8 protein-coding genes are annotated in these 24,724 nt (G+C 71.1%); all 8 read right to left on the bottom strand.

Translation table 11 applies throughout. The features are described 5' to 3' along the window. Positions 1–20: 20 nt before the first annotated feature. The 8 genes from OHA19_RS33925 to OHA19_RS33890 all read right to left on the bottom strand — a co-directional run bounded on the left by OHA19_RS33925 (position 21) and on the right by OHA19_RS33890 (position 24,616). The gene (locus OHA19_RS33925; RefSeq protein WP_405710290.1) at positions 21–1,313 is read right to left on the bottom strand and encodes an MFS transporter; all 1,293 of its coding nucleotides are present in this window, start codon (positions 1,311–1,313) and stop codon (positions 21–23) included. After that, positions 1,298–2,776 (bottom strand): argininosuccinate lyase, encoded by a 1,479-nt coding sequence (argH, locus tag OHA19_RS33920; protein ID WP_405710292.1) that lies wholly within the window; start codon positions 2,774–2,776, stop codon positions 1,298–1,300. Before argH ends, OHA19_RS33925 begins: the two co-directional genes overlap by 16 nt. Next, entirely contained in the window at positions 2,773–4,038 is a 1,266-nt protein-coding gene (locus OHA19_RS33915) for an ATP-grasp domain-containing protein (RefSeq protein ID WP_405710295.1), read from the bottom strand. The genes argH and OHA19_RS33915 overlap by 4 nt, the downstream gene beginning before the upstream one ends. Beyond that, entirely contained in the window at positions 4,035–5,081 is a 1,047-nt protein-coding gene (locus OHA19_RS33910) for a PLP-dependent cysteine synthase family protein (protein WP_405710298.1), read from the bottom strand. Before OHA19_RS33910 ends, OHA19_RS33915 begins: the two co-directional genes overlap by 4 nt. Before the next feature lies 1 nt (position 5,082). Further along, positions 5,083–6,000, bottom strand: a complete 918-nt coding sequence (locus OHA19_RS33905) for a kinase (protein ID WP_405710301.1) — start codon at positions 5,998–6,000, stop codon at positions 5,083–5,085. A 186-nt stretch (positions 6,001–6,186) separates the two neighbouring features. Next, complete coding sequence (locus OHA19_RS33900) at positions 6,187–13,272, bottom strand: amino acid adenylation domain-containing protein (protein ID WP_405752643.1); 7,086 nt, start codon at positions 13,270–13,272, stop codon at positions 6,187–6,189. Beyond that, on the bottom strand, positions 13,269–14,864 hold the full coding sequence (locus tag OHA19_RS33895; protein WP_405752641.1) for an amino acid adenylation domain-containing protein: 1,596 nt from the start codon (positions 14,862–14,864) through the stop codon (positions 13,269–13,271). Before OHA19_RS33895 ends, OHA19_RS33900 begins: the two co-directional genes overlap by 4 nt. Continuing rightward, positions 14,831–24,616, bottom strand: coding sequence for an amino acid adenylation domain-containing protein (locus OHA19_RS33890; protein WP_405752638.1), 9,786 nt, complete (start codon positions 24,614–24,616; stop codon positions 14,831–14,833). Before OHA19_RS33890 ends, OHA19_RS33895 begins: the two co-directional genes overlap by 34 nt. Positions 24,617–24,724: the final 108 nt, after the last annotated feature.

Genomic DNA, 24,724 nt, shown 5'->3' with positions numbered 1-24,724 from the left:
AGTGACAGGCGAGTCGGGTCTCACGACGTGGCCGGCGCGACCGGCAGGTCCCGCCTCCGGCGCAGTGGTCCGATCAGGAGGAGCAGCGGGGTCAGGGCGAGTCCCGCGGTGAGCAGCCACAGGGTGGACCGCAGGCCGAGGGCCGTGCCGAGGATCCCGCCGAGCAGCGAACCGAAGGGAATGGCTCCGAAGTTCGCGACCGAGACACTGGCCGAGACGCGGCCGAGGAGCTGGGGCGGACAGTAGCGCTGGCGGAACGCACCCTGGATCACGTTGGCGAGTACGACGCCGAGCGAGAGGACCGCGCTCCCGACCACCAGTGCGGACAGGGTCCAGCCCATCCTGGTCAGGGGGATGAGCAGGGCGAACGGGGCGCTGGCAATGGTGGCCACCAGCAGTCCGCGGGCCGATCCGAACCGTGCGATCAGGCGTTTCGCGGTGGTGGCTCCGAGGATCCCGCCGATGCTGCTCGACGCGAGGAGCCAGCCGGTGGCGCCTTCGGGTACCCCTAGCTCACGGATGATGAAGACCGGCAGGATCGCCGCCTCGGCCGTCAGCAGCAGGTTGGTGGCGGTGCCGTACAGGGTGAGGACGCGTAGGTACGGGTCCTTGAAGGTGTAGTGCAGGCCCTCCTTGATGTCCTGTCGCAGGGCCCGGTGCCGCTCGGGTTTCTCCGGGAGCTGTTCCTTGCTCCGGATGCCGAGCAGGCACAGCGCGGAGACGAGGAACGTCGCCGAGTTGACGAGGAGACCGGAGGTGGCGCCGAAGGCCTGGGCGAGCAGTCCGCCACCGCCCAGCCCCGCGACCTGGGCCACCGATTCACTGCCCTGGAGCTTGGCGTTGGCCTCCTGGAGGTCCTCGGGTCCGACGATGGAGGGCAGGTAGACCTTGTACGAGATCCCGAAGAACACCGCGGCGAAGCCGTTGACCAGTGCCACGGCCAGCAACTGGGTCATCGTCAGGACCCCGAGCCAGCCCGCCACCGGAACACTGGCGAGCAGCACGAGCGGGACCACGTTGCAGATCAGCATGATCGGCCGGCGTCGCAGCCGGTCCACCCAGGCGCCGGCGGGCAGGCCGATGAGCAGCCAGGGCAGCCAGGGAGCGGCCGCCAGCGCACTCACCCACAGGGTGCTCGCGTCGAGCGTCACCACGGCCACCAGGGGCATGGCGACCCCGGTGATGTTGATGCCGACGCGGTTGGTCGTCTCGCCGGTCCACAGCAGCCGGAAGTCGCGGTGGCGGAGCAGTCCGCTGCGCGGCGCTTCCCGGTGTTCGGTGCCCGGTGCGCGTTCGGTCAGGCGGGCCGACATGACGTCACCGCCTCGGTAACGGCCTGCGACAGCAGCCTGCCTGCGTCGGACCAGCGGGTGCGCCGCTCGGCCGACTCAGCCTCGAGCGCGTCCCGTCGGGTGTTCAGGGCGCGGATCCCGTCGGCCGTGGAGCCGGGGCCGCCACCGTGGGCGCACGCCGCGGCCACCCGGTCGGGGGCCAGCCCGCCGTCGTCGACGGCGGCGAAGCGGGCCGCGTCCACCAGCGAGCGGCCGGATTCCAGAGCGCCGAGCACGGTCTCGCCGACCAGATGGTGCGCGGCCCGGAACGGCGTTCCGTCCAGGACGAGCCGTTCCGCCAGGTACGTGGCGGAGGTGAAGCCGTCCACGGCCCGGTCCGTCATGCGTTCGCGCTCCGGTTCGGTGCCCGCCACCACCAGGCTCAGCAGCGTCACCGCGTCGGTGGTGCTGCTCAGTCCGGGCCAGAGGTGCCGTACGGCCTCGGTGCCGACCGCGATGGCGTTGGTGTAGCCGCCGGTGGTCATCGCGGACGCCGCGCCGACGAAGGCGCCGAGGCTCGCGGTGGACCTGCCCTGGATGTGTTCGAGCAGGAACGGATTGCGCTTCTGCGGCATCATCGAGCTGGAGCCGACGAGGGTGTCCCCCACCCTCAGCAGCCCGAACTCCTCCGAGGTCCAGGTGCTCAGGTCCCGCCCGGCGCGGGCCAGTGAGACACCGAGGACGGCGCAGGCGGACAGCAGGTCCAGCACGAAGTCCCGGGAGGCCACCGCGTCCACCGAGTTGGGGGCGGCGGAGACGAAGCCGAGCAGTTCGGCGGTGCGCCGGGGGTCGATGGGTACGGAGGTCCCGCCGATCGCGCCGGCGCCCAGCGGGTTGACATCGAGCTGGCGTCCGGCGTCCAGCAGCGACTCGTGAGCGCGCAGCACCGCACCGGCGACGCCGGCCAGGTAGTGGCCATAGCTGATCGGCACGGCCGGCTGGCCGTGGGTGTAGGCGGGCATGATCACGTCGCGGTACTCCTCGGCCTTCGCCAGGAGCACCCCCGCGAGCCGGTCGACCGCGTCGAGCAGGGCCAGATAGGGACCGCGCGTCTTCAGCCGGGTGGTGGTGGCGTTGAGGTCGTTGCGGGACCGCCCGGTGTGCAGGATGCCGCCGGTCTCGTCGCCCAGCTTCCCGATGAGGTGTCCCTCGTAGGCGAGGTAGACGCCGCGCGGCATCGGGGTGGCCCGGACCGGTGCGAAGTCCTGTCCGCGCAGTTCCTCGACGGCACGAAGCAGGGCGGCGGCCCGGCCTGCGTCCACGATGCCGCGCTCGGTGAGCATGATCAGGTGGGCGCGGTCGACCTCGCTGATGCAGCGCAGCTCCTCGCCGAGCCCGTCCGCGGTGTCCGGCAGGTACTGGTCGTAGACGATGCGGTGCGCCTCGGCGTCGAGCGCGGCCTTGAGCCGGCCGGTGTCGACGCCGTGCGCCGTCGCTGCGGTCATGCGAATGCCTCCTCTGTGTGCAGGTCCGCGTAGGTCACGGCCTCGCCGAGCAGCGCCACGGCCCGGTCGGCGGCCTCGGCGGCCCGTACCGAGCGGTCGGCGACGGCGATGGCGTGGCCGACGCGGCCCCGGAAGTCCTCGGCGGGACCGACGGGTTCGCCCGGGGCGCGGTAGAGCACCGCCTCGACGGTGCCCGGGACCGTCCGGGCCCTGGCCACGGCTTCCGTCAGTGCGGCGGGCCGGGCGACGATGCCGTCCTGTTCCGCGGTGAGGAACCGGATCGAGGCGCGGGCGTATCCGGTGCGTTCCAGCTCGGGAGCGGTACCGAGGGCGGCCAGCACCTGGGCGCGGACCAGGTCGATCCCGCAGGCCCTGCGGACCAGTTCGGGGATCATGCCGCCGGCCAGCCTGGGGTTGACCTCGATGACCTGGGCGGTCCGGGGCCCGGTCAGGCGCAGTTCCACATGGGCGGCTCCCCAGCCGAGGCCGAGCGCCCGCACGGCGCGCACCGCGGACTCGCGCAGGGCGATCTCCTGTTCGCCGGGGAGCGCGGCGGGCACGTCGTGGCCGATCTCGACGAAGACCGGCAGCGCGCCGACGTGCTTGGCGACGGTGACGACGGCGTCGGTGCCGAACACCTCGACGGAGTACTCCGGTCCGGTCAGGTACTCCTCGACCAGGATCCGGCTCGGTGCGGCGATGCCCCGTTCGTTCACGGTGGCGGCGAGCAGCGTCCCGGCGTGCTCGGCGACCTGGTCGAGGTCGGTGCAGAGCCGTACGCCCAGACTCCCCGAACCCTGCACCGGTTTGACCACCACGGGCAGTCCGATGGAGCGGGCCGCGGCGAGTGCGTCGGGGACCTCGGAGACGACGGCGAAGCCCGGCGAGCCGACGTCCGCGTCGGTGAGCATCCGGCGCTGTTCGGCCTTGTCACGGCAGGCGCGTACGGCTTCGGCCGACGGGCCGGGCAGGCCGAGCCGGTAGGCCAGGGCGGCGGCGGCCGGCACGTAGTACTCGGAGCTGGTCAGGACGCCCGCGACGGTGGCCTCGTCCTCCAGCGCACGGACCGCCGCCCACAGTGCGGCCTCGTCGGAGGTGTCCACGACGACCGTCCGCAGCCGGTCCTCGGCGGCGTACGGGTAGCGGTCCGGGTCCGCGCACAGCAGCACGGGCACGACACCCAGTTCGGCTGCTCGCCGTGCGAACAGCCGTCCCGTACCGGTGGTGTTGCTCTCCACCAGGAGCAGCAGACGCTCGCTCATGAGCCGACCACCGGCATCACCACGTCGTCGAAGCCGCGGCGGGCCCACAGCAGCCGGGACCAGGCGGCGGTGGCGTCCAGCGGGTGCTCGACGGTGAGCGGGCCGTCGACGGCGGGGGCGGGGACGATCCCCTGCTCGCGCAGCCAGTTGTCGTTGTAGACCGTGGACTGGTAGCGGTACCCCTCGTCCGGGAGCACCATCACGACGGTGCTTCCCGGGTTCTGCTGGGCCCACCACGATGCCACCTGGAAGGAGGCGCCGCTGGTCGGGCCCATGAACAGGCCGTGTGCGCGGTAGAGCTCGTGGGTGGCGTGGAACGCCTCGGGTGCCGTCACCCAGTGGACCTCGTCGTACGCCGCGTGCTTGACGTTGCCCGGGTGGATGCTGCTGCCGAGCCCGCGCAGCATGCGGGGCCCGTCCGGGCTGCCGAAGATGATGCTGCCCTGGGTGTCCACGCCGACCAGGTGCAGTGCGGGGCCGGTCTGGCGCAGCGCTGCGGCGAGTCCGCCGGTGGAGCCGCCGGACCCGACCGGGCCCACCAGGCAGTCCACGGTGCCGACGGTGTTGCCGATCAAGTCGGCGACGACGCCGTACGCGCCCGGGTTGTCGGGGTTGTCGTACTGGCCGGGGACGAAGGCGTCCGGGTGCTGCCGGCGCAGCTCGGCCACGCGGGCGAGCCGTGCGCCCTGGATGCCGCCGGGCTGGCCGGTGTGCTCGACGATCTCCACCGTCGTGCCGAGCATTTCGAGCCGAGTGCGCAGGTCCCGGTCGATCGCCGAGTCGCCGACGATGGTCAGCGGGTAGCCGCGCAGCCGGCAGACCATGGCCAGGCCGAGGGCGAAGGTGCCGGAGGAGGTCTCGATGATCCGGGTGCCCGGGGAGATCAGGCCGGCGGCCTCGGCGCGGTCGAGTATGTAGCGGGCGGGCAGCAGCTTCATCAGGCTGAAGGCCGCCGCGTAGAGGTTGTCGGTCACCTTGATGATGCGTGGCAGCTCCGTCGCCTCCACGATCGAGGAGTGAGCCTTGGGGAGAGTCGTCGTCATGTCAGTCACCCGTTGTGTAGTTCCACTGCTCGTGAATTCCGAGCTCTTGCAGGAGGTCCTGGGCCAGGCCGGTCCGCGCCTCGGCCTCGGGGTCGTCCCGGTCGAAGAGGAGTCCGGCGATGTCCCCGCTGTGTGCCGCCTGTACGCCGACGGCTCCGGTGGTCCGCGCGATGTCCTGGATTCGGTCGAGGTCCGGGATCGGCAGATGACGCTGGTTGATCTCCGTGCTGGCCGTGGCCACCGAGCCGAGCAGGGCCACGTCCTTCATCTGGATGGCCTCCCGGAGCATGGCCTGCAGCCGGGTGAAGAGGTCGATCTCGTCCTGCCCGTAGCGGGCCGGTGAGAGGGTCAGGGTGTCCACGCCACGCCCCCCGCTCTCGGGACGTGAGCCGAAGCCGAGGACCCGCAGGGCCGGCATCCGGTAGCCGAAGTCCTCGATGACCGTGCCCTCGCGCTGAGCGAAGAGGACGGTGGACTCCTCGAACATGAGCGAGTCGGAGGCGGTCTCCGCGCGTACCGCGATCCGGGCGACGTCCTGCGGCGGCAGCGGGCTGACGAACGCGTCCTTCACCGCCCAGATCGCCGCGAGCACATCGCTCGTGGAGGAACCGAAGCCCCGGCACAGCGGTACGTCGCCGGTGAGGTCGAGGTGACCGCCCGGCAGTTCGGCGCCCGGCGGCGTCACGGCGCGCACCGCGAGCTCGGCCGCGCGCCGGGCCTTGCCCTTCCAGTCCGGCGTCACGGTGACCTCGGCGCCGGGAGCGGGGATGAAGGTGGCGCGGGTCGCGTGAATGGTGCAGGGAAGTGTGACGAGGCCTCGGGTGAGCCCGCCGTCACCGGTGAACACGCCTTGCAGGATCTCGCCGTGGTGGACGGGGGCTGAAGCTACCCCGACACGCCAGCCGGAATGATCAACCATTTCCTTGACTTTCTGTTGCCGGGAGCCGTGGCCTGCGGATGGCTTCACGCTATGCAGGCCGGAACCCGTCGCCCGGCGGCATGAGCGGCAGCCCGCGGGCAATTGGGCGCCCGGGGGCGGCGACGCACGCGAAGGTGCCCGGGACCGCCGTGGTGGCGGGCCCGGGCACCTGGGTGCGGCTCCGAGTCAGTGACGCGCTCCTCGCAACTCCTCGGCCAGCACCTTTCCGATCTCGCGCAGCGGCTCGGCCGTGGTCATGTCCCAGTGCTCGCAGTCGATGTCGTGCTCCTCGACCCGGCCCGTGACATGGGGTGCCCAGGCGTCGGCGCCGCCGGTCGCGGCCGGTGTGCGGGCGGCGTCGAAGAACACCGCGTCGCCGCCGAACCGCCGCCGGGGAACGTATCGATAGCGCATCTCCAGGTTGCCCGCCGTGGCGGTCACCACGGCCGCGGCCTGGGCCGGTTCCAGTGCGCCCAGGATCGCGTCCTCGGCGCGCAGCACGGCGGCCAGTTCCTCGGCGTCCGGGGCGGTGTCGGCGCAGCGCACGTCGAGTTCGGCGCCGCGGCCGCCGAGCAGGGCGGTCAGCACCTCCCGGCCGGTGATGGCGGGTGGCCGGAATCCGTCGGGCAGCGGGTAGGAGTCGAGCAGTGCCAGGAGGGCCACCTCCTCGCCCTGCTCCTCCAGGCGGGCGGCGATCGCGTGGGCCACCAGCCCGCCGAACGACCAGCCCAGCAGGTGGTACGGGCCGTGGGCCTGGACCGAGCGGATCTCGGCCACGTAGCCGTCCGCCATCTCCTCGATGCCGGCCGGCCGGTCCGACGGGCTGGTCAACTCCTTTGCCTGCAGCCCGATCAGCGGCCGCCGTCCGCCGATGTGCCGGAGCAGTCCGGCGTACGACCAGCTCATCCCGGAGATCGCGTGGACGCAGAACAGCGGGGCACCGGTGTCCGTGGCGCTCGCGGCCCGAATCGGCAGCAGCGTCTCCATGGGGTCGCCGCCCGTGTTCGTGGCGATGTGTTCGGCGAGGAGTACGGGGGTCGGGTACTGGAACAGGTCCCGGATGGTGACGCGGGTGTCCCAGATGGAGCGGATCCGGCCGATCAGCCGGGTGGCGAGCAGGGAGTGGCCGCCGAGTTGGAAGAAATGGTCGTCGATGGTGACCGACGTCAGCCCCAGGGCCTCCGCGAAGAGCCCGCACAGGACCTCTTCCGCCGGGGTGCGGGGCTCCCGGCCGCCGGTGGTGCCGGCCTGCGGCGGTTCGGGCAGCGCACAGCGGTCGAGCTTGCCGTTGACCGTCAGGGGCAGCGCCTCCAGCGGTACGAACATGGCCGGAACCATGTACTCGGGCAGGGCCGCCACCGCGTGCCGGCGCAGCTCGGGAAGGTCCGGCCGGCTGCCTTCGGTGGGCACCACGTACGCCACCAGCCGTTTGTCACCGGGCCGGTCCTCGCGGATCAGCACCGCCACCTGGGCGAGGGTGGGGTGCCGCAGCAGCGCCGATTCGATCTCACCCGGCTCGATGCGGAAGCCCCGCAACTTGATCTGCTGGTCGGCCCGGCCGAAATACTCCAGCTCACCGTCCTGGTTCCAGCGGGCCAGGTCACCGGTCCGGTACATCCGCGAGCCGGGTGCGCCGTGGGGATCGGCGACGAATCGTTCGGCGCTCAGTGCGGGCTGTCCGATGTAGCCGTGGGCGAGGCCGTGTCCGGCGACGTAGAGCTCGCCGGGGACGCCCGGCGGCAGCATCCGGAGGTTCTCGTCCAGGACGTAGGCGTGCTTGCCGGCGATCGGCCGTCCGATCGGGATGGCGGGCGCCGCTCCGGTGAGGGTGTGGGTGGTGGTGAAGCCCATGCTCTCGGCCGGTCCGTAGCCGTTGACGAGGTGGAGGTGGGGGTGGTCGGCCAGTGCCTTGGCGGTGTGGGCGGGTGAGGCCGCCTCACCGGCGGTCATGGCCTCCTTGACCCGGGAGAAGACCGCCGGGTGCTCGTCGAGCATGTGGTTGAACAGGCTCGCCGACATCTGCAGGGTCGTGATGGCGTGCCGCTCGACCAGCTCCGCGATCTGGTGCGGGTCGGTGTGCTGTCCGGGCTGAAGGACGCAGACGCCGCCGTGCAGGAGCGGTCCGAAGACCTCCAGGGCGAAGGCGTCCCAGGACACCGGCGAGCTCTGCAGATAGGTCTGGCCGGGTCCGAAGTCCAGGTAGTCGGGGCCGATGAACGTGGCGGCCAGCGCCCGGTGCGAGGCCGCGACGCCCTTGGGGACTCCGGTCGATCCGGAGGTGAACATCACGCAGGCGATGGACTCCGGGTGCCCGCCCGTCTCCACGGGTGTCCCCGGCAGGGTGCTGATCGCGGGTATCTCCGCGGTGAGGTCGATCAGGGTGGCCGGGGTCGACAGGGCGGTCAGGTGGGCCTGGGTGACCAGTGCCGCCGGGTCGGTCTGCCCGAGCACGGTGTTCAGCCGGCCGGCCGGGAACTGCGGGTCGAGCAGGGTGTACCCGGCCCCTGCCTTCAGTGCGGCGAGCAGGGTGGCGATGAGCTGCGGGGAACGCTCCAGGTGGATGGCGACGATGCTGCCCCTGGTGACGCCGCGCGCGGTCAGGTGGCGGGCCAGCCGGTTGGACCAGATGTCCAGCTCCTGGTACGTCACCCGCTGTTCCTCGTGTACCAGCGCCACCTCGTGCGGCGTGCGGGCGGCCTGCGCCGTGAACAGCGCGTCGAGTCCGAGGCCGGGCGCCGAGGACTGTGCCCCGCTCCACTCCCGCAGCTGCGCCCGCTCGTGCCCGGAGACCATCTCCAGCTCCGCGAGGGGCAGATCGGGGGTGGCGACCGCGCCGGTGAGGAGTCGGGCCAGACGGTCCGCGGTGGCCTCGATGGTGCGTGCGTCGTACAGGTCGGTGGTGTACTCGATCAAGATGTCGAGGCCGTCGGGCCGGCCGTCCGCGGCGCGGTTCTCGGCGAACGCGAAGGTGAGGTCGAACTTCGCGACGGCGACCGGCGGGATGGCGAACTCGCTCTCCAGTCCGGCGAGTCGGGGGGCGTCGTCGCTGGTGTCGCCGACGGTGAGCATGACCTGGAAGAGGGGGTGCCGGGCGGTGGTGCGCTCGGGGTTGAGGGCCTCGACCAGCCGGTCGAACGGCAGGTCCTGGTGGCTCCAGGCCGCGAGGTCGGTCTCCCGGACCCGGGTCAGCAGCTCACGGAAGCTCGGGTCGCCGCTGGTGTCGGTGCGCAGGACGAGGGTGTTGACGAAGAAGCCGACGAGGTCGTCCAGCTTCTGGTCGGTTCGGCCCGCGACGGGTGAGCCGAGCGGGATGTCGTGCCCGGCGCCGGAGCGGGACAGCAGGGTCGCCACGGCCGCCTGGGCCACCATGAACAGGGTGGTCCCGGTGTCCTGGGCCAGCGACATCAGGGCGGTGTGCAGCTCGGCGGGGCAGTGCACGGCGTGTGTACGGCCCTGGTTGGAGGCGACGGCGGGGCGGGCGTGGTCGGCGGGCAGGGTGACTTCCTCCGGCAGGTCGGCGAGCACCCCGCGCCAGTGGTCGAGCCGGCGTTCCTCGTCCCGCTCCAGGATTCGTTGCTGCCAGAGGGAGTAGTCGGCGTACTGGACCGGCAGCGGCTCCCACGCGGGGGCGGTGCCCTCGGTGCGGGCCTCGTAGGCGGTGGCCAGGTCACGGAAGAGCGGTCCGTTGGACCAGCCGTCGGAGGCGATGTGGTGGATCACCAGCATGAGGACGTGGTCCTCGGCCCCGAGCTCCAACAGCTGTGCCCGGACGGGGATTTCGGACGCCAGGTCGAAGGTCCGGCCGGCCTGGGCGGCCAGTCGGGCGGTGAGTTCCTCCTCGGTGGTGGTGATCAGGGGGAGGTCGATGGTGGTCGGGGGCAGGATCTGCTGGTGGGGGGTGCCCTCGTGGGTGGGGAAGACGGTCCGCAGGCCCTCGTGACGGGTGGTGATGTCGGTGAGGGCGGCCTGAAGGGCCTGGCAGTCGAGCCGGCCCTTGAGCCGCAGGGCGAGCGGGATGTTGTAGGTGGCGGACGGGCCCTCCATCTGGTCGAGGAACCACAGCCGCTGCTGCGCGGACGACAGCGGGACGATCTCCGGCCGCTCCTCCGCCAGCAACGCCGGCCGCCGCTCGCCACTGCCCTCGGCCGCGATCCGCTCGGCCAGCTGCGCGACCGTCGCGTACTGGAACAGGTCCCGGATGGTGATCTCGGTCTCCCATACGGCCCGGATGCGGCTGATGAGGCGGGTTGCGAGCAGGGAGTGCCCGCCGCGCCGGAAGAAATGGTCGTCGATGGTGACCGACGGCAGTCCGAGAACGGCCGCGAAGAGACCGCACAGGACTTCCTCGGCGGGCGTCCGGGGCGCGCGGCCGCCGGTGTCGGCGCTCTGCTGGGGTGCGGGCAGGGCGCGTCGGTCGACCTTGCCGTTGACGGTCAGGGGAATCTCGTCGAGCACGACGAAGGCGGACGGGACCATGTACTCGGGGAGCGCGCCGGAGATCTCGCGGTGCACCGCGTCGGTGTCGATCCGGGCGCCTTCGGCGGCGACGAGGTAGGCGGCGAGGCGTTTGTCGCCCGGCCGGTCCTCCCGGACCACGACCGTCGCCTGCCCCACCGCTTCCTGAGCGGTCAACGCGCTCTCGATCTCGCCGAGTTCGATGCGGAAGCCGCGGAGCTTGACCTGCTGGTCGGCACGGCCCAGGTACTCGAGGGAACCTTCGAGGTTCCACCGCACCAGGTCACCGGTCCGGTACATCCGCGCACCGGCCGGACCGTACGGGTCCGCGACGAAGCGCTCCGCGGTCAGCGAGGCGCGGTTGAGGTAGCCCTGTGCCAGACCGGCCCCGGCGATGTACAGCTCGCCGGGAGCACCCGGCGGGACCAGCCGCAGTGCGGCGTCGAGTACGTACGGGCGGTGGTTGTCGAGCGGCTCACCGATCGGGATGGCGCCCGCGTGGTCGAGCGGACGGAGGATGTGGTGGGTGGTGGCGAAGGTCGTGGTCTCCGTCGGACCGTAACCGTTGACGACCGTGATGTCCGGGCAGCGGTCCATGACCCGGCGCACCGCCTCCGGCGCAACCACATCACCACCCGCCCACACCTCACGCACCCCGGCGAACGCCCCCGGCGCCTCCTCCGCCATGACGCGGAACAGACCGGCCGTCATCCAGAGCGCGGTGACCCGGTGCTCGGCCAGCAGCCGTTGGTAGTCGGTGGGGGCGAGATGGCCTCGCGGTGCCACCACGACCGTGCCGCCGTTCAGCCACGGCACCCAGATCTCGTACGTCGACGCGTCGAAGGCGGCCGGCGAGTGGAACAGCACCCGGGTGTGGTTGCCATTGGCGTACATGGTCTGCGCCGCCAGGTCCGCAACGTTGCGATGGGTGACCGCGACACCCTTCGGCACACCCGTCGAACCTGAGGTGAACATCGCGTACACCGGCTGGTCGGGGTGGATGGTGTGGGCGGGGGCGGCGGCGGGCAGCCCGGCGAGGTCGGTGGTGTCGCCCAGGACGATGATCCGCGCGTCGGCGTCCAGGACGACCTGGTGGTCGGCGAGGGCCGGGTCGGTGAGGAGGACGGGTGCCCGGGTGTCGGCCAGGATCTGGACGAGGCGGCTGTCCGGGTCGGTGGTGTTGAGCGGGGCGTACACGGCACCGGCCTTGACCACGGCGAGCAGCGCGGTGAGCAGGTCGGTCGAGCGCTCCATGAGGACGGCGACCACGTCGTGCTGCTTGACTCCGGCGTCGATGAGGTGGTGGGCCAGCCGGTTGGTGATCTCATCGAGTTCGGCGAACGTCAGATCGCGGTCCTCGTCCACCAGCGCTGTCGCGTCCGGGGTACGGGCCGCCTGCGCGGCGAACAGCTCCGCCAGGCTCGTGCCGGAGGTGCCGGTCGCGGTGCCGCTCCGCTCCTCCAGGAGCAGCCGCCGCTCGTGCTCGCCGAGCAGGTCGAGGACCGAAAGCGGGGTGTCGGGCGAGGTGACCACGGCCTCCAGCAGCCGGTTCAGCCGCGCCATGAGGGCGTCGATCGTCCGGGCGTCGTAGAGGTCGGTGGCGTACTCGATGGTGATGTCCAGGCCGTCCGGACGGCCGTCGCGGGTGCGGTGCTCGGCGAAGCCGAAGGTCAGGTCGAACTTGGCGATCTGCAGGGCGCTGTACTCGGTACGGGCGTCGAGCCCCGGGAACCCGACGACGTCCGAGCCGGCCTCGCCCATGGTGAGCATCACCTGGAAGAGCGGGTGGCGGGAGGCCGAGCGCTCGGGGTTCAGCACCTCGACCAGCCGGTCGAAAGGCAGGTCCTGGTTGTCCCAGGCCGCCAGGTCCGTCCCGCGGACCCGGGAGAGCAGGTCACGGAAGCTCGGGTCGCCGCTCAGGTCGGTGCGCAGCACCAGGGTGTTGACGAAGAAGCCGACCAGGCCGTCGAGCGCCTCGTCGATGCGGCCCGACACCGGGGAGCCGATCGGGATGTCGAGGCCGGCGCCGGAGCGGGACAGGGCGGTCGCCACTGCGGCCTGGACCGCCATGAACAGGGTGGCACCGGATTCCCGCGCGAGGTGGGTCAGACCGATGTGGATCTCGGCGGGCAGGTGGACGTCGCAGGTGGCGCCGATGTACGAGGCGGAGGCCGGGCGCGGCCGGTCGGCCGGCAGGGTGGCCTCCTCCGGCAGCTCGGCCAACGCCTTGCGCCAGAAGTCCAGTTGCCGGGATCCGGCGCTCTCCGGGTCGTCACCCTCGCCGAGCAGTTCCTGCTGCCAGAGGGTGTAGTCGGCGTACTGGACCGGGAGCGGTTCCCAGCCGGGCACGGCACCCCGGGCGCGTGCCTCGTAGGCGGTGGCGAGGTCCCGGAGCAGGGGCGCGGTCGAGCCGCCGTCCGACACGATGTGGTGCATCACGATGAGCAGGACGTGCTCCTGCTCGCCGAGCGTGATCAGGCGGGCCCGGATCGGCAGGTCCACCGCCAGGTGGAAGACCTGGGCGGACTCCTCGGCGAGAACGCCGGGCAGCGTCGCGGCGTCGGCCGGGACGACCGGGAGCGGGAGCTCCACGTCCTCCTCGGCGAGGATGTGCTGGTACGGGGTGCCGTCCTGGTCGGGGAAGAGGGTGCGCAGGCTCTCGTGTCTGGCGACCAGGTCCAGAAGTGCCGAGTGAAGTACCGGGCGGTCGAGTTCACCGCTGAGCCGTACGGCGAGCGGGATGTTGTAGGTGGTCGACGGCCCTTCCATCTGGGCGATGAACCACAGCCGCTGCTGGGCGAATGACAGGGGAATCACTTGGTCACTCCCATCCGGCGCATCGGCCGAAGTCTGGGCCGTGCGGCCCCGGCGCCGTCGAGCTTCTCGACGAGCGTGGCCACGATCGGGCTTTCGAAGAGGGTCGCCACGGAGAGTTCGACCCTGAGTACGGTGCGGATCCGGCCGACGAGCCGGGTGGCGAGGAGCGAGTGCCCGCCGAGGTTGAAGAAGTGGTCGTCGATGGTGACCGACGGCAGTCCCAGGATCTCCGCGAAGAGTCCGCAAAGGACTTCTTCCTTTGCGGTGCGCGGTGCGCGCCCGGTGGCTTCGTTGCCGAACTGCGGTGCGGGCAGGGCGCGTCGGTCGACCTTGCCGTTGACGGTGAGCGGGATCTCGTCGAGCACCACGAAGGCGGACGGGACCATGTAGTCGGGAAGCAGCCCGGACACCTGCTTCTGTACGTCCCCGGGTTCGATCCGGGAGCCTTCCTCCGCGGTGATGTAGGCGGCGAGGCGTTTGTCGCCCGGCCGGTCCTCCCGGACCACGACGGTGGCCTGGGCCACGCCGGGCCGGCCGGCGAGAACGGTCTCGATCTCCCCGAGTTCGATGCGGAAGCCGCGGAGCTTGACCTGCTGGTCGGCACGGCCCAGGTACTCGAGCGAACCTTCGAGATTCCACCGCACCAGGTCACCGGTCCGGTACATCCGCGCACCGGCCGGACCGTACGGGTCCGCCACGAACCGGTCCGCGGTCAGCACCGGACGGTCCAGATACCCCTGCGCCAGACCAGCACCCGCGATGTACAGCTCACCCGGTGTGCCCGGCGCGACCAGCCGCAGACCCTCGTCCAGGACGTAGAGCCGATGGTTGTCGAGCGCCTCACCGATCGGGATCGCACCCGCGTAGTCCAGCGGACGGTGAAGGCGATGGGTGGAGGCGAAGGTCGTGGTCTCCGTCGGACCATAGCCATTCACCACGGTCAGGTCCGGGCAGCGGTCCATGACCCGGCGCACCGCCTCCGGCGCAACCACATCACCCCCCGCCCACACCTCACGCACCCCGGCGAACGCCCCCGGCGCCTCCTCCGCCATCACCCGGAACAGACCCGCCGTCAACCACAGCGAGCTGATCCGGTGCTCGGCCAGCAGCCGCTGGTAGTCGGCCGGGGCCAGATGCCCTGCGGGGGCTACGACGAGGGTTCCGCCGTTCAGCCACGGGACCCACATCTCGTACGTCGACGCGTCGAACGCCATCGCCGAGTGGAACAACACCCGGGAGTGGTTGCCGTTCGCGTACATCGTCTGCGCCGCCAGATCCGCCACGTTGCGGTGCGTGACCGCAACACCCTTCGGCACACCCGTCGAACCCGACGTGAACATCGCGTACACCGGCTGATCCGGATGCACCGAGACACCGGGGTCCGACTCCGACGCATCAACGCCGGACAACGAATCCAGCACCCGCACACCCTCCGGCAACACCAACGAACCCGGATCCCGGTCCATCACCAGATGCGTGACCCCCGACTCCCCCACGATCAACTCGACCCGATCCGCCGGATACCGCGTATCCAACGGCACATACACCGCACCCGCCTTCACCACACCCAACGTGGCAACCACCGCACCCACCGAACGCTCCTGGAACAACGCCACCCGGCCGCCCGGACACACCCCTCAGCAATCAGCCGACGCGCCACACCATTGGCCAGCCCATCCAGCTCCCGATACGAAAGCTCACGCCCCTCACCCACCACCGCAACCGCATCCGGCGTCCGCGCCACCTGCGCCCCGAACAACCGCCCAAGACCCGCGTCCGGACCACCCGTCACCGCACCGGCCCACTCCCCCAACAACAACCCACGCTCACCAACCGACAACAACTCCAACTCACCCACCGGCACATCCGGCGCCGACGCCGCAGCACCCAACAACCGCACCAGACGCTCACCCGCCAACTCCACCGAACGAGCGTCATACAGATCCGTCGCATACTCGATCGTGATGTCCAACCCACCCGGCCGACCATCCACCGAACGATGCTCCGCGAAGCCGAAGGTCAGATCGAACTTGGCGATCTCCACCTTCGAGAACTCGTACGCCGTTTCCAACTCAGGGAGTTCGGGAGCGTCGGCGAACATGTCGCCGACGGTGAGCATGACCTGGAAGAGGGGGTGCCGGGCGGTGGTGCGCTCGGGGTTGAGGGCCTCGACCAACCGGTCGAACGGCAGGTCCTGGTGACTCCAGGCCGCGAGGTCGGCCTCCCGGACCCGGGTCAGCAGCTCACGGAAGCTCGGGTCGCCGCTCAGATCCGTCCGCAGCACCAGAGTGTTGACGAAGAAGCCCACCAGGTCGTCGAGCGCAGGGTCGGTTCGGCCCGCGACGGGTGAGCCGAGCGGGATGTCGTGGCCGGCGCCCGAACGGGACAACAGGGTCGACACCGCTGCCTGGGCCACCATGAAGAGTGTGCTGCCGGTGTCCTGGGCCAGCGAGGTGAGCGAGTCGTGCAGGTCGGTCGAGCAGTGCACGGTGTGTGTGGTGCCCCGGTTGGACGCGGTTGCCGGCCTGGGCCGGTCGGCCGGGAGCGTGACCTCCTCCGGAAGGTCCGCCAATGCAGCGTGCCAGTAGTCGAGTTGGCGTTCCTCGTCGCTCCCCAGGAGCCGTTGCTGCCAGAGGGAGTAGTCGGCGTACTGGACCGGCAGCGGCTCCCACGCGGGGGCGCTGCCCCCGGTGCGGGCCTCGTAGGCGGTGGCCAGGTCGCGGAAGAGCGGTCCGTTGGACCAGCCGTCGGAGGCGATGTGGTGGATGACCACCAGCAGGATGTGCTCCTGTTCGCCGAGTGACAGCAGGTGAGTGCGGATCGGTGACTGGACGGCCAGGTCGAAGGCGGCCGAGGAGAGCTCGGCCAGTCGGGCGGTGAGTTCCACCTCGGTGGTGGTGATCAGGGGGAGGTCGATGGTGGTCGGGGGCAGGATCTGCTGGTGGGGGGTGCCCTCGTGGGTGGGGAAGACGGTCCGCAGGCCCTCGTGACGGGTGGTGATGTCGGTGAGGGCGGCCTGAAGGGCCTGGCAGTCGAGCCGGCCCTTGAGCCGCAGGGCGAGCGGGATGTTGTAGGTGGCGGACGGGCCCTCCATCTGGTCGAGGAACCACAGCCGCTGCTGCGCGGACGACAGCGGGACGATCTCCGGCCGCTCCTCCGCCAGCAACGCCGGCCGAGGCAGTTCGCCGCTGCCCGCGGTGACGCACTCCGAGAGAGCGAGCACCGTGGGGTTCCGGAACAGGTCCTTCACCCCGAGTTGCACCCCGAACGCCCGCCGGATGCGGCTGATCAGCCGGGTGCCGAGCACGGAGTGGCCGCCGCGGTGGAAGAAGTGGTCGTCGATGGTGACGGACGGCAGTCCGAGAACGGCCGCGAAGAGGCCACAGAGCACCTCTTCCTGCGGTGTGCGCGGGGCACGCCCATTGGTGGTGTGGGAGATCTGGGGTGCGGGCAGGGCGCGTCGGTCGACCTTGCCGTTGACGGTGAGCGGGATCTCGTCCAGGACGACGAAGGCGGACGGGACCATGTACTCGGGCAGGGCGTCCGCGGCATGACCGCGCAGCTCGGCCACATCGATCCGGGCACCGTCCGCGGCGACGAGGTAGGCGACGAGGCGTTTGTCGCCCGGCCGGTCCTCCCGGACCACGACCGTCGCCTGCCCCACCGCTTCCTGAGCGGTCAACGCGCTCTCGACCTCGCCGAGTTCGATGCGGAAGCCGCGGAGCTTGACCTGCTGGTCGGCACGGCCCAGGTACTCGAGCGAGCCTTCGAGATTCCACCGCACCAGGTCGCCCGTCCGGTACATCCGCGCACCGGCCCGGCCGTACGGGTCCGCCACGAAGCGCTCCGCCGTCATGCCCGGGCGGCCGAGGTAGCCGCGGGCGAGACCGGCACCGGCGATGTACAGCTCGCCGGGGGTGCCCGGCGCGACCAGCCGCAGACCCTCGTCCAGGACGTAGAGCCGGTGGTTGTCGAGCGGCTCACCGATCGGGATGGCGCCCGCGTAGTCCAGCGGACGGTGGATGCGGTGGGTGGTGGCGAAGGTGGTGGTCTCCGTCGGACCATAGCCGTTCACCACGGTCAGGTCCGGGCAGCGGTCCATGACCCGGCGCACCGCCTCCGGCGCAACCACATCACCACCGGCCCACACCTCACGCACCCCGGAGAACGCCTCCGGAACCTCCTCGGCCATCACCCGGAACAGACCGGCCGTCAACCACAGCGAGCTGATCCCGCGCTCGGTCAGCAGCCCACCCAGGGTCCCGGGGTCGAGGTACCCGGGGGGTGCCACCACGACCGTGCCGCCGTTCAGCCAGGGCACCCAGATCTCGTGCGTCGACGCGTCGAAGGTGTGCGGCGAGTGGAACAGCACCCGGGTGTGGTTGCCGTTGGCGTACATGGTCTGCGCCGCCAGGTCCGCCACATTGCGATGGGTGACCGCGACCCCCTTCGGCACACCCGTCGAACCCGACGTGAACATCACGTACAGCCACTGGTCGGGGTGGGCGTCGGGCGCCGGGGGCGTCGACGGGAGGTGGGCGAATCCGGTGGTGCCGTCGAGCACGACGGTCTCGGCGGCGGTCCGGGCCACGATCGGGTGATCGGCGAGCGCCCGGTCGGTGAGCAGGACCGGCGCCCCGGTCTCCGCGAGAATCCGGAGCAGACGGGTGTCAGGGTCCGCGGTGTTGAGCGGGGCGTAAACGCCTCCGGCCTTGACCACCGCGAGCAGCCCGGTGAGCAGCTCCGCCGACCGCTCCATCAGAACGGCGACGACGCTCTCCGGCCGGACCCCGAGGCCCACGAGGTGGTGGGCCAGCCGGTTGGTGTCCTCGTCCAGTTCCGCGTAGGTCAGCTCCCGGTCGCCGTCGACCAGGGCGATCGCGTCCGGGGTGCGCGCGGCCTGCGCGGCGAACAGCTCCGCGAGACCCGCGCCGGAGGAAGCGGTGACCGCACCGTTCCACTGCTCCAGGAGCTGGTGACGCTCGTGCGCACCGATGAACTCCAGCTCGCCCACCGGGATTTCGGGACGTTCGACGGCATCTCCCAGCAGTCGTACCAGCCGGGCGGTGACTGCCTCGACGGTGCCGGCGTCGTACAGGTCGGTGGCGTACTCGACCCTGATGTCCAGTCCGCCGGGGCGGCCGTCGTCCGTGCGGTGTTCGTGGAAGGAGAAGGTGAGGTCGAATTTGGAGATGTCCAGCGTCGTGAAGCCCGACTCGGCTGTGATTCCCGGGAGTTCGAGGGTGGGAGTGACGGCTTCCTGGAGGGTGAGAACGACTTGGAAGAGGGGGTGGCGGGCGGTGGAACGCTCGGGGTTGAGGGTCTCCACCAGCCGGTCGAAGGGCAGATCCTGGTGGGCCCATGCCGCCAGGTCGGCGTCCCGGACCCGGGTCAGCAGCTCACGGAAGCTCGGGTCACCCGTCAGATCCGTGCGCAGCACCAGGGTGTTGACGAAGAAGCCCACCAGGTCGTCGAGGGCCTGCTCCGAGCGGCCCGCGATCGGGGCGCCGATCGGGATGTCCTCCCCCGCACCGGAACGGGACAGCGTGGTGGCGACGGCGGCCTGGGCCACCATGAACAGCGTGCTGCCGGTCTCCCGGGCCAGCCGCGTCAGCCCGTCGTGCAGTTGGGCGGGGACGTGGACGCTGTGGGTGTTGCCGCGGTAGGTGGCGACCGCCGGGCGCGGACGGTCGGCCGGCAGGGTGGCCTCGTCGGGCAGACCGTCCAGGGTGTCGCGCCAGAACTCGGACTGCCGTTCCCCGTCCGCGGCGAGCAGTTCCCGCTGCCAGAGGGTGTAGTCGGCGTACTGGACCGGCAGCGGCTCCCACGCGGGGGCGGTGCCCTCGGCGCGGGCGGTGCAGGCGGTGGACAGGTCCCGCAGCAACGGGGTGGTGGACCAGCCGTCGGAGGCGATGTGGTGCATCACCACCAGCAGGACGTGCTCCTGGTCCCCGAGCGCGAACAGGACTGCGCGGAGCGGCAGTTCTGATTCCAGATCGAAGCTGCGGGCGGCGTGCACCCCGAGTTCCGCCTCCAGAGTGGCCTCGGTCGCCGCGACGACCGGCAGCTCCACCCGGACCTCGGCCGCCGGGAGCTGCCACTGGTAGGCGGCGTCGTCCGCCATCCCGAAGAGGGTGCGCAGCGATTCGTGGCGCACCACGAGGTCGGTGAGCGCGAGCCGGAGGACCTCCGGGTCGAGTGCGCCGGTGAGGCGCAGGGCGAGTGGGATGTTGTACGTCGCCGACGGCCCCTCCAAGTGGTGCAGGAACCAGAGGCGCTGCTGGGCCGAGGAGAGCGGCACCCGGTCGGGCCTGACCGCCTCCCGGAGCGCGGGCCGCCGCACGGCTTCGCCGCCCGCTTCCACGTACTCGGCCAGCCCGGCCACCGTGGGGCCCTGGAAGAGGTCCCGGACGGTGATCTGGACGCCGAAGGTCTGCCGGATGCGGCTGATGAGGCGGGTGGCGAGGAGCGAGTGCCCGCCGAGGTTGAAGAAGTGGTCGTCGATGGTGGCCGACGGCAGTCCCAGGACTTCCGCGAAGAGGCCGCACAGGACCTCCTCGACCGGCCCCCGGGGCGCGCGCCCGGCCGTGTCGGCGCTCTGCTGGGGTGCGGGCAGGGCGCGTCGGTCGACCTTGCCGTTGACGGTGAGCGGGATCTCGTCGAGCACCACGAAGGCGGACGGGACCATGTAGTCGGGAAGCGTGCCGGCGATCTCGCGGCGCACCTCGTCGGTATCGATCCGGGCGCCTTCGGCGGCGACGAGGTAGGCGACGAGGCGTTTGTCGCCCGGCCGGTCCTCCCGGACCACGACCGTCGCCTGCCCCACCGCTTCCTGAGCGGTCAACGCGCTCTCGACCTCGCCGAGTTCGATGCGGAAGCCGCGGAGCTTGACCTGCTGGTCGGCACGGCCCAGGTACTCGAGCGAACCTTCGAGATTCCACCGCACCAGGTCACCGGTCCGGTACATCCGCGCACCGGCCGGACCGTACGGGTCCGCCACGAACCGGTCCGCGGTCAGCACCGGACGGTCCAGATACCCCTGCGCCAGACCAGCACCCGCGATGTACAGCTCACCCGGTGTGCCCGGCGCGACCAGCCGCAGACCCTCGTCCAGGACGTAGAGCCGATGGTTGTCGAGCGCCTCACCGATCGGGATCGCACCCGCGTAGTCCAGCGGACGGTGAAGGCGATGGGTGGAGGCGAAGGTCGTGGTCTCCGTCGGACCATAGCCATTCACCACGGTCAGGTCCGGGCAGCGGTCCATGACCCGGCGCACCGCCTCCGGCGCAACCACATCACCCCCCGCCCACACCTCACGCACCCCGGCGAACGCCCCCGGCGCCTCCTCCGCCATCACCCGGAACAGACCCGCCGTCAACCACAGCGAGCTGATCCGGTGCTCGGCCAGCAGCCGCTGGTAGTCGGCCGGGGCCAGATGCCCTGCGGGGGCTACGACGAGGGTTCCGCCGTTCAGCCACGGGACCCACATCTCGTACGTCGACGCGTCGAACGCCATCGCCGAGTGGAACAACACCCGGGAGTGGTTGCCGTTCGCGTACACCGTCTGCGCCGCCAGATCCGCCACGTTGCGGTGCGTGACCGCAACACCCTTCGGCACACCCGTCGAACCCGACGTGAACATCGCGTACACCGGCTGATCCGGATGCACCGAGACACCGGGGTCCGACTCCGACGCATCAACGCCGGACAACGAATCCAGCACCCGCACACCCTCCGGCAACACCAACGAACCCGGATCCCGGTCCGTCACCAGATGCGTGACCCCCGACTCCCCCACGATCAACTCGACCCGATCCGCCGGATACCGCGTATCCAACGGCACATACACCGCACCCGCCTTCACCACACCCAACGTGGCAACCACCGCACCCACCGAACGCTCCTGGAACAACGCCACCCGGCCGCCCGGACACACCCCTTCAGCAATCAGCCGACGCGCCACACCATTGGCCAGCCCATCCAGCTCCCGATACGAAAGCTCACGCCCCTCACCCACCACCGCAACCGCATCCGGCGTCCGCGCCACCTGCGCCCCGAACAACCGCCCAAGACCCGCGTCCGGACCACCCGTCACCGCACCGGCCCACTCCCCCAACAACAACCCACGCTCACCAACCGACAACAACTCCAACTCACCCACCGGCACATCCGGCGCCGACGCCGCAGCACCCAACAACCGCACCAGACGCTCACCCGCCAACTCCACCGAACGAGCGTCATACAGATCCGTCGCATACTCGATCGTGATGTCCAACCCACCCGGCCGACCATCCACTGAACGATGCTCCGCGAACGAGAACGTCAGATCGAACTTGGCGAACCGCAGCCAGGTGAACTCCGACTCGGTGTCCAGCTCCTCGGCGACGAGCGTCGGTGTGGCCGCGTCGGTCAGTGTCAGCATCACCTGGAAGAGGGGGTGCCGGGCGGCGGAGCGGTCGGGGTTGAGGGCCTCGACCAACCGGTCGAACGGCAGGTCCTGGTGGCTCCAGGCCGCGAGGTCGGCCTCCCGAACACGGGTCAGCAGCTCACGGAAGCTCGGGTCGCCGCTCAGATCCGTCCGCAGCACCAGGGTGTTGACGAAGAAGCCCACCAGGTCGTCGAGGGCCTGGTCCGTCCGGCCGGCGATCGGTGAGCCGAGCGGGATGTCGTGGCCGGCGCCCGAACGGGACAGCAGGGTCGACACGGCCGCCTGGGCCACCATGAACACCGAGGCGCCGGACTCGCGCGCCAGCTCCGCGAGCGAGGAGTGGATCTCCTCGGAGCAGTGCACGGTGTGGGTGGCGCCGCGGTAGGACGCGACGGCCGGCCGCTGCCGCACGGCGGGCAGGTTGACCTCGTCCGGAAGGTCGGCCAAGGTCCGGCGCCAGTAGTCGAGTTGGCGGGAGGCGACGCTCTCCTCGTCCGCCGGGTCACCGAGCAAGCCGCGGTGCCAGAGCGCGTAGTCGGCGTACTGGGCGGGCAACGGCTCCCAGGCGGGGCGCTCACCGCGTGAGCGGGTCGCGTAGGCGGTGCTCAGGTCGCGCATCAGCGGCTGGTAGGACCAGCCGTCGGAGACGATGTGGTGCATGACAACGAGAAGTACGTGGTCGCGCTCGTCGAGGCTGAACAGCCTTGCGCGGAACGGCAGATCGGCCGCCAGGTCGAAGATGCGCTCGGACTCGGCAGTGAGCAGTGCGGCAACCTCCTCCTCGGTCGCCGGGGTGACCGGCAGCTCCACCCGGACGCTGTCGGCGGGCAGGATCCGCTGGTACGTCTGTCCTTCTGCCTGGCCGAAGACGGTGCGCAGGCTCTCGTGGCGTCCCGCGACATCGGTGAAAGCCGACTCCAGGGCGGCTACGTCGAGTTCGCCGCGGACCCGGACGGAGAGAGGGATGTTGTATGTCGCCGAGGGGCCCTCCAACTGGTCGAGGAACCAGAGCCGTTGCTGGGCCGCCGAGAGCGGCAGCGGCTCCGGGCGCTCCTGGGCGGTCAGGGCCGGGCGGGCGGACTCGCCGCCGCCGGTGGCGACGTACTCGGCAAGCAGCGCGACGGTCGGGTAGTCGAAGAACTGCCGCAGCGTCAGCTGGACGTCGAGGGTGGTGCGCACCCGGCTGACCAGCCGGGTCGCCAGCAGCGAGTGGCCGCCGGAGGTGAAGAAGTCGTCGTCGATGCCGATCGACGGCAGGCCGAGGGAGTGGGCGAAGAGTCCGCAGAGGACTTCCTCGACCGGGTTGCGCGGGGCCCGGCCGCCCGGTGCCGCGACGACCCGGGGGGCGGGCAGAGCGCGCCGGTCCAGCTTTCCGTTCGGGGTCAGCGGCAGGGTTCCCATCGGGACGACCGCCGAGGGCACCATGTACTCGACGAGCTGTTCGGCGGCGTACCGGAGGAGTTCCGCTCCGTCCAGGACGCCTTCCTCGGCGGGTACGGCGTAGGCGACCAGGCGCTTGTCGCCGGGCCGGTCCTCGCGGACGATGATCGCGGCCTGGGCCACGGAGGGGTGGCGGACCAGCACGGTCTCGATCTCGCCGAGCTCGATGCGGTTGCCGCGCAGCTTGACCTGCTGGTCGGCTCGGCCGAGGAAGACGACCTCGCCGTGTTCGTTCCAGGCGGCCAGGTCGCCGGTGCGGTACATGCGGCCGCCGGCCGGTCCGTACGGGTCGGCGGTGAACCGCTCGGCGGTCAGGGCGGGCAGCCGGGCGTAGCCCTGGGCGAGGTGCGGACCCGCGACGTAGAGCTCGCCGGTCTCGCCCGGGGCGGTGTGGCGCAGTTCGCCGTCCAGGACGTACATGGCGGTGTTCACCATCGGGATGCCGAGGTGCAGCCGGTCGAGGGTGCGGACCTCGGGGGTGAATGCCTGGTAGCTGCAGAAGACGGTCGCCTCCGTGGGACCGTAGACGTGCACGATCGTGGTGTCCGGGCAGTGGTCGAGGGCCCGTTGGAGGGCGGTGGCGGACAGCACGTCGCCGCCGGTCCAGATCTCGCGCAGCTGCCCCAGGGCGTCGATCGCCTCGCTGGCCATGGCGTCGAAGAGGGCGGTGGTGAAGTAGGCGGCGGTCGCCCGGTAGCGGGTGATGGCGTCGGCGAGCTCGCCGATGTCGATCTTCGGGGCGGACAGCACGACGGCGAGTCCGCCGCGCAGCAGCGGTACCCACAGCTCGTAGGTGGAGGAGTCGAAGGGCAGCGGCGAGTAGGCGAGCACCCGCTCGTGGGCGGCGGCGCCGAAGCCCGGGTCCAGGGCCAGTTCGACGACGTTGCGGTGGGTGTTCACGACGCCCTTGGGGGTGCCGCTGGAGCCGGAGGTGAACATCATGTACAGCGGTTGGTCCGGGTGGACCGTGACCTCGGGCCCGGTGGTGGCCGTGCCGGCCGTGGCGCCGGTGTCGTCGAGCCGCAGGGCGGGCAGGCCGTCCGCGAAGCCGGTTTCCCCGGCCGGGCGGTCGGTCACCAGGAGGGTGGCCCCGGTGTTGGAGAGGATCCAGGCGAGGCGTTCCTCGGGCTGGCGGGGGTCGAGGGGTACGTACACGCCGCCGCTCTTGAGCACGGCGAGAACCGTGATGACGTAGGCGAAGGAGCGGTCGAAGAGGAGGCCGACGGCGTCGCCGGGCCGGACGCCCCGGGCGACGAGGCGGTGTGCGAGGGCGTTGGCCGCGCCGTCCAGCTCCCGGTAGGTGAGACCGCGGTCCTCGCGGACGAGAGCGACGGCCCGCGGGGTGCGGGCGGCCTGCGCGGCGAAGAGAGTGTGCAGCGCACCCTCGGGGAGGTTCTCGGCAGTGTCGTTGTACGCGGCGACGTGCGCGGGGACGACGCCGAGGGAGAGAGCTGGATCTGCTTGCGGCTGGGACATCTCGACACCTTCTCGGTAGCTCGGATCTCGTGGTCTCGCGGCGTGCCGGGAGACCGACGGAGCCACGGTGGATGACGTGCGGTTGGTGCGAAGCGGGGCGGTGGGGCG

It is taken from the genome of Streptomyces sp. NBC_00012 (assembly GCF_045040875.1).
Lineage (GTDB): Bacteria > Actinomycetota > Actinomycetes > Streptomycetales > Streptomycetaceae > Streptomyces.
The sequence above is the reverse complement of the archived record's forward strand: the minus strand, read 5'-3'. Positions and strand labels throughout refer to the sequence as shown.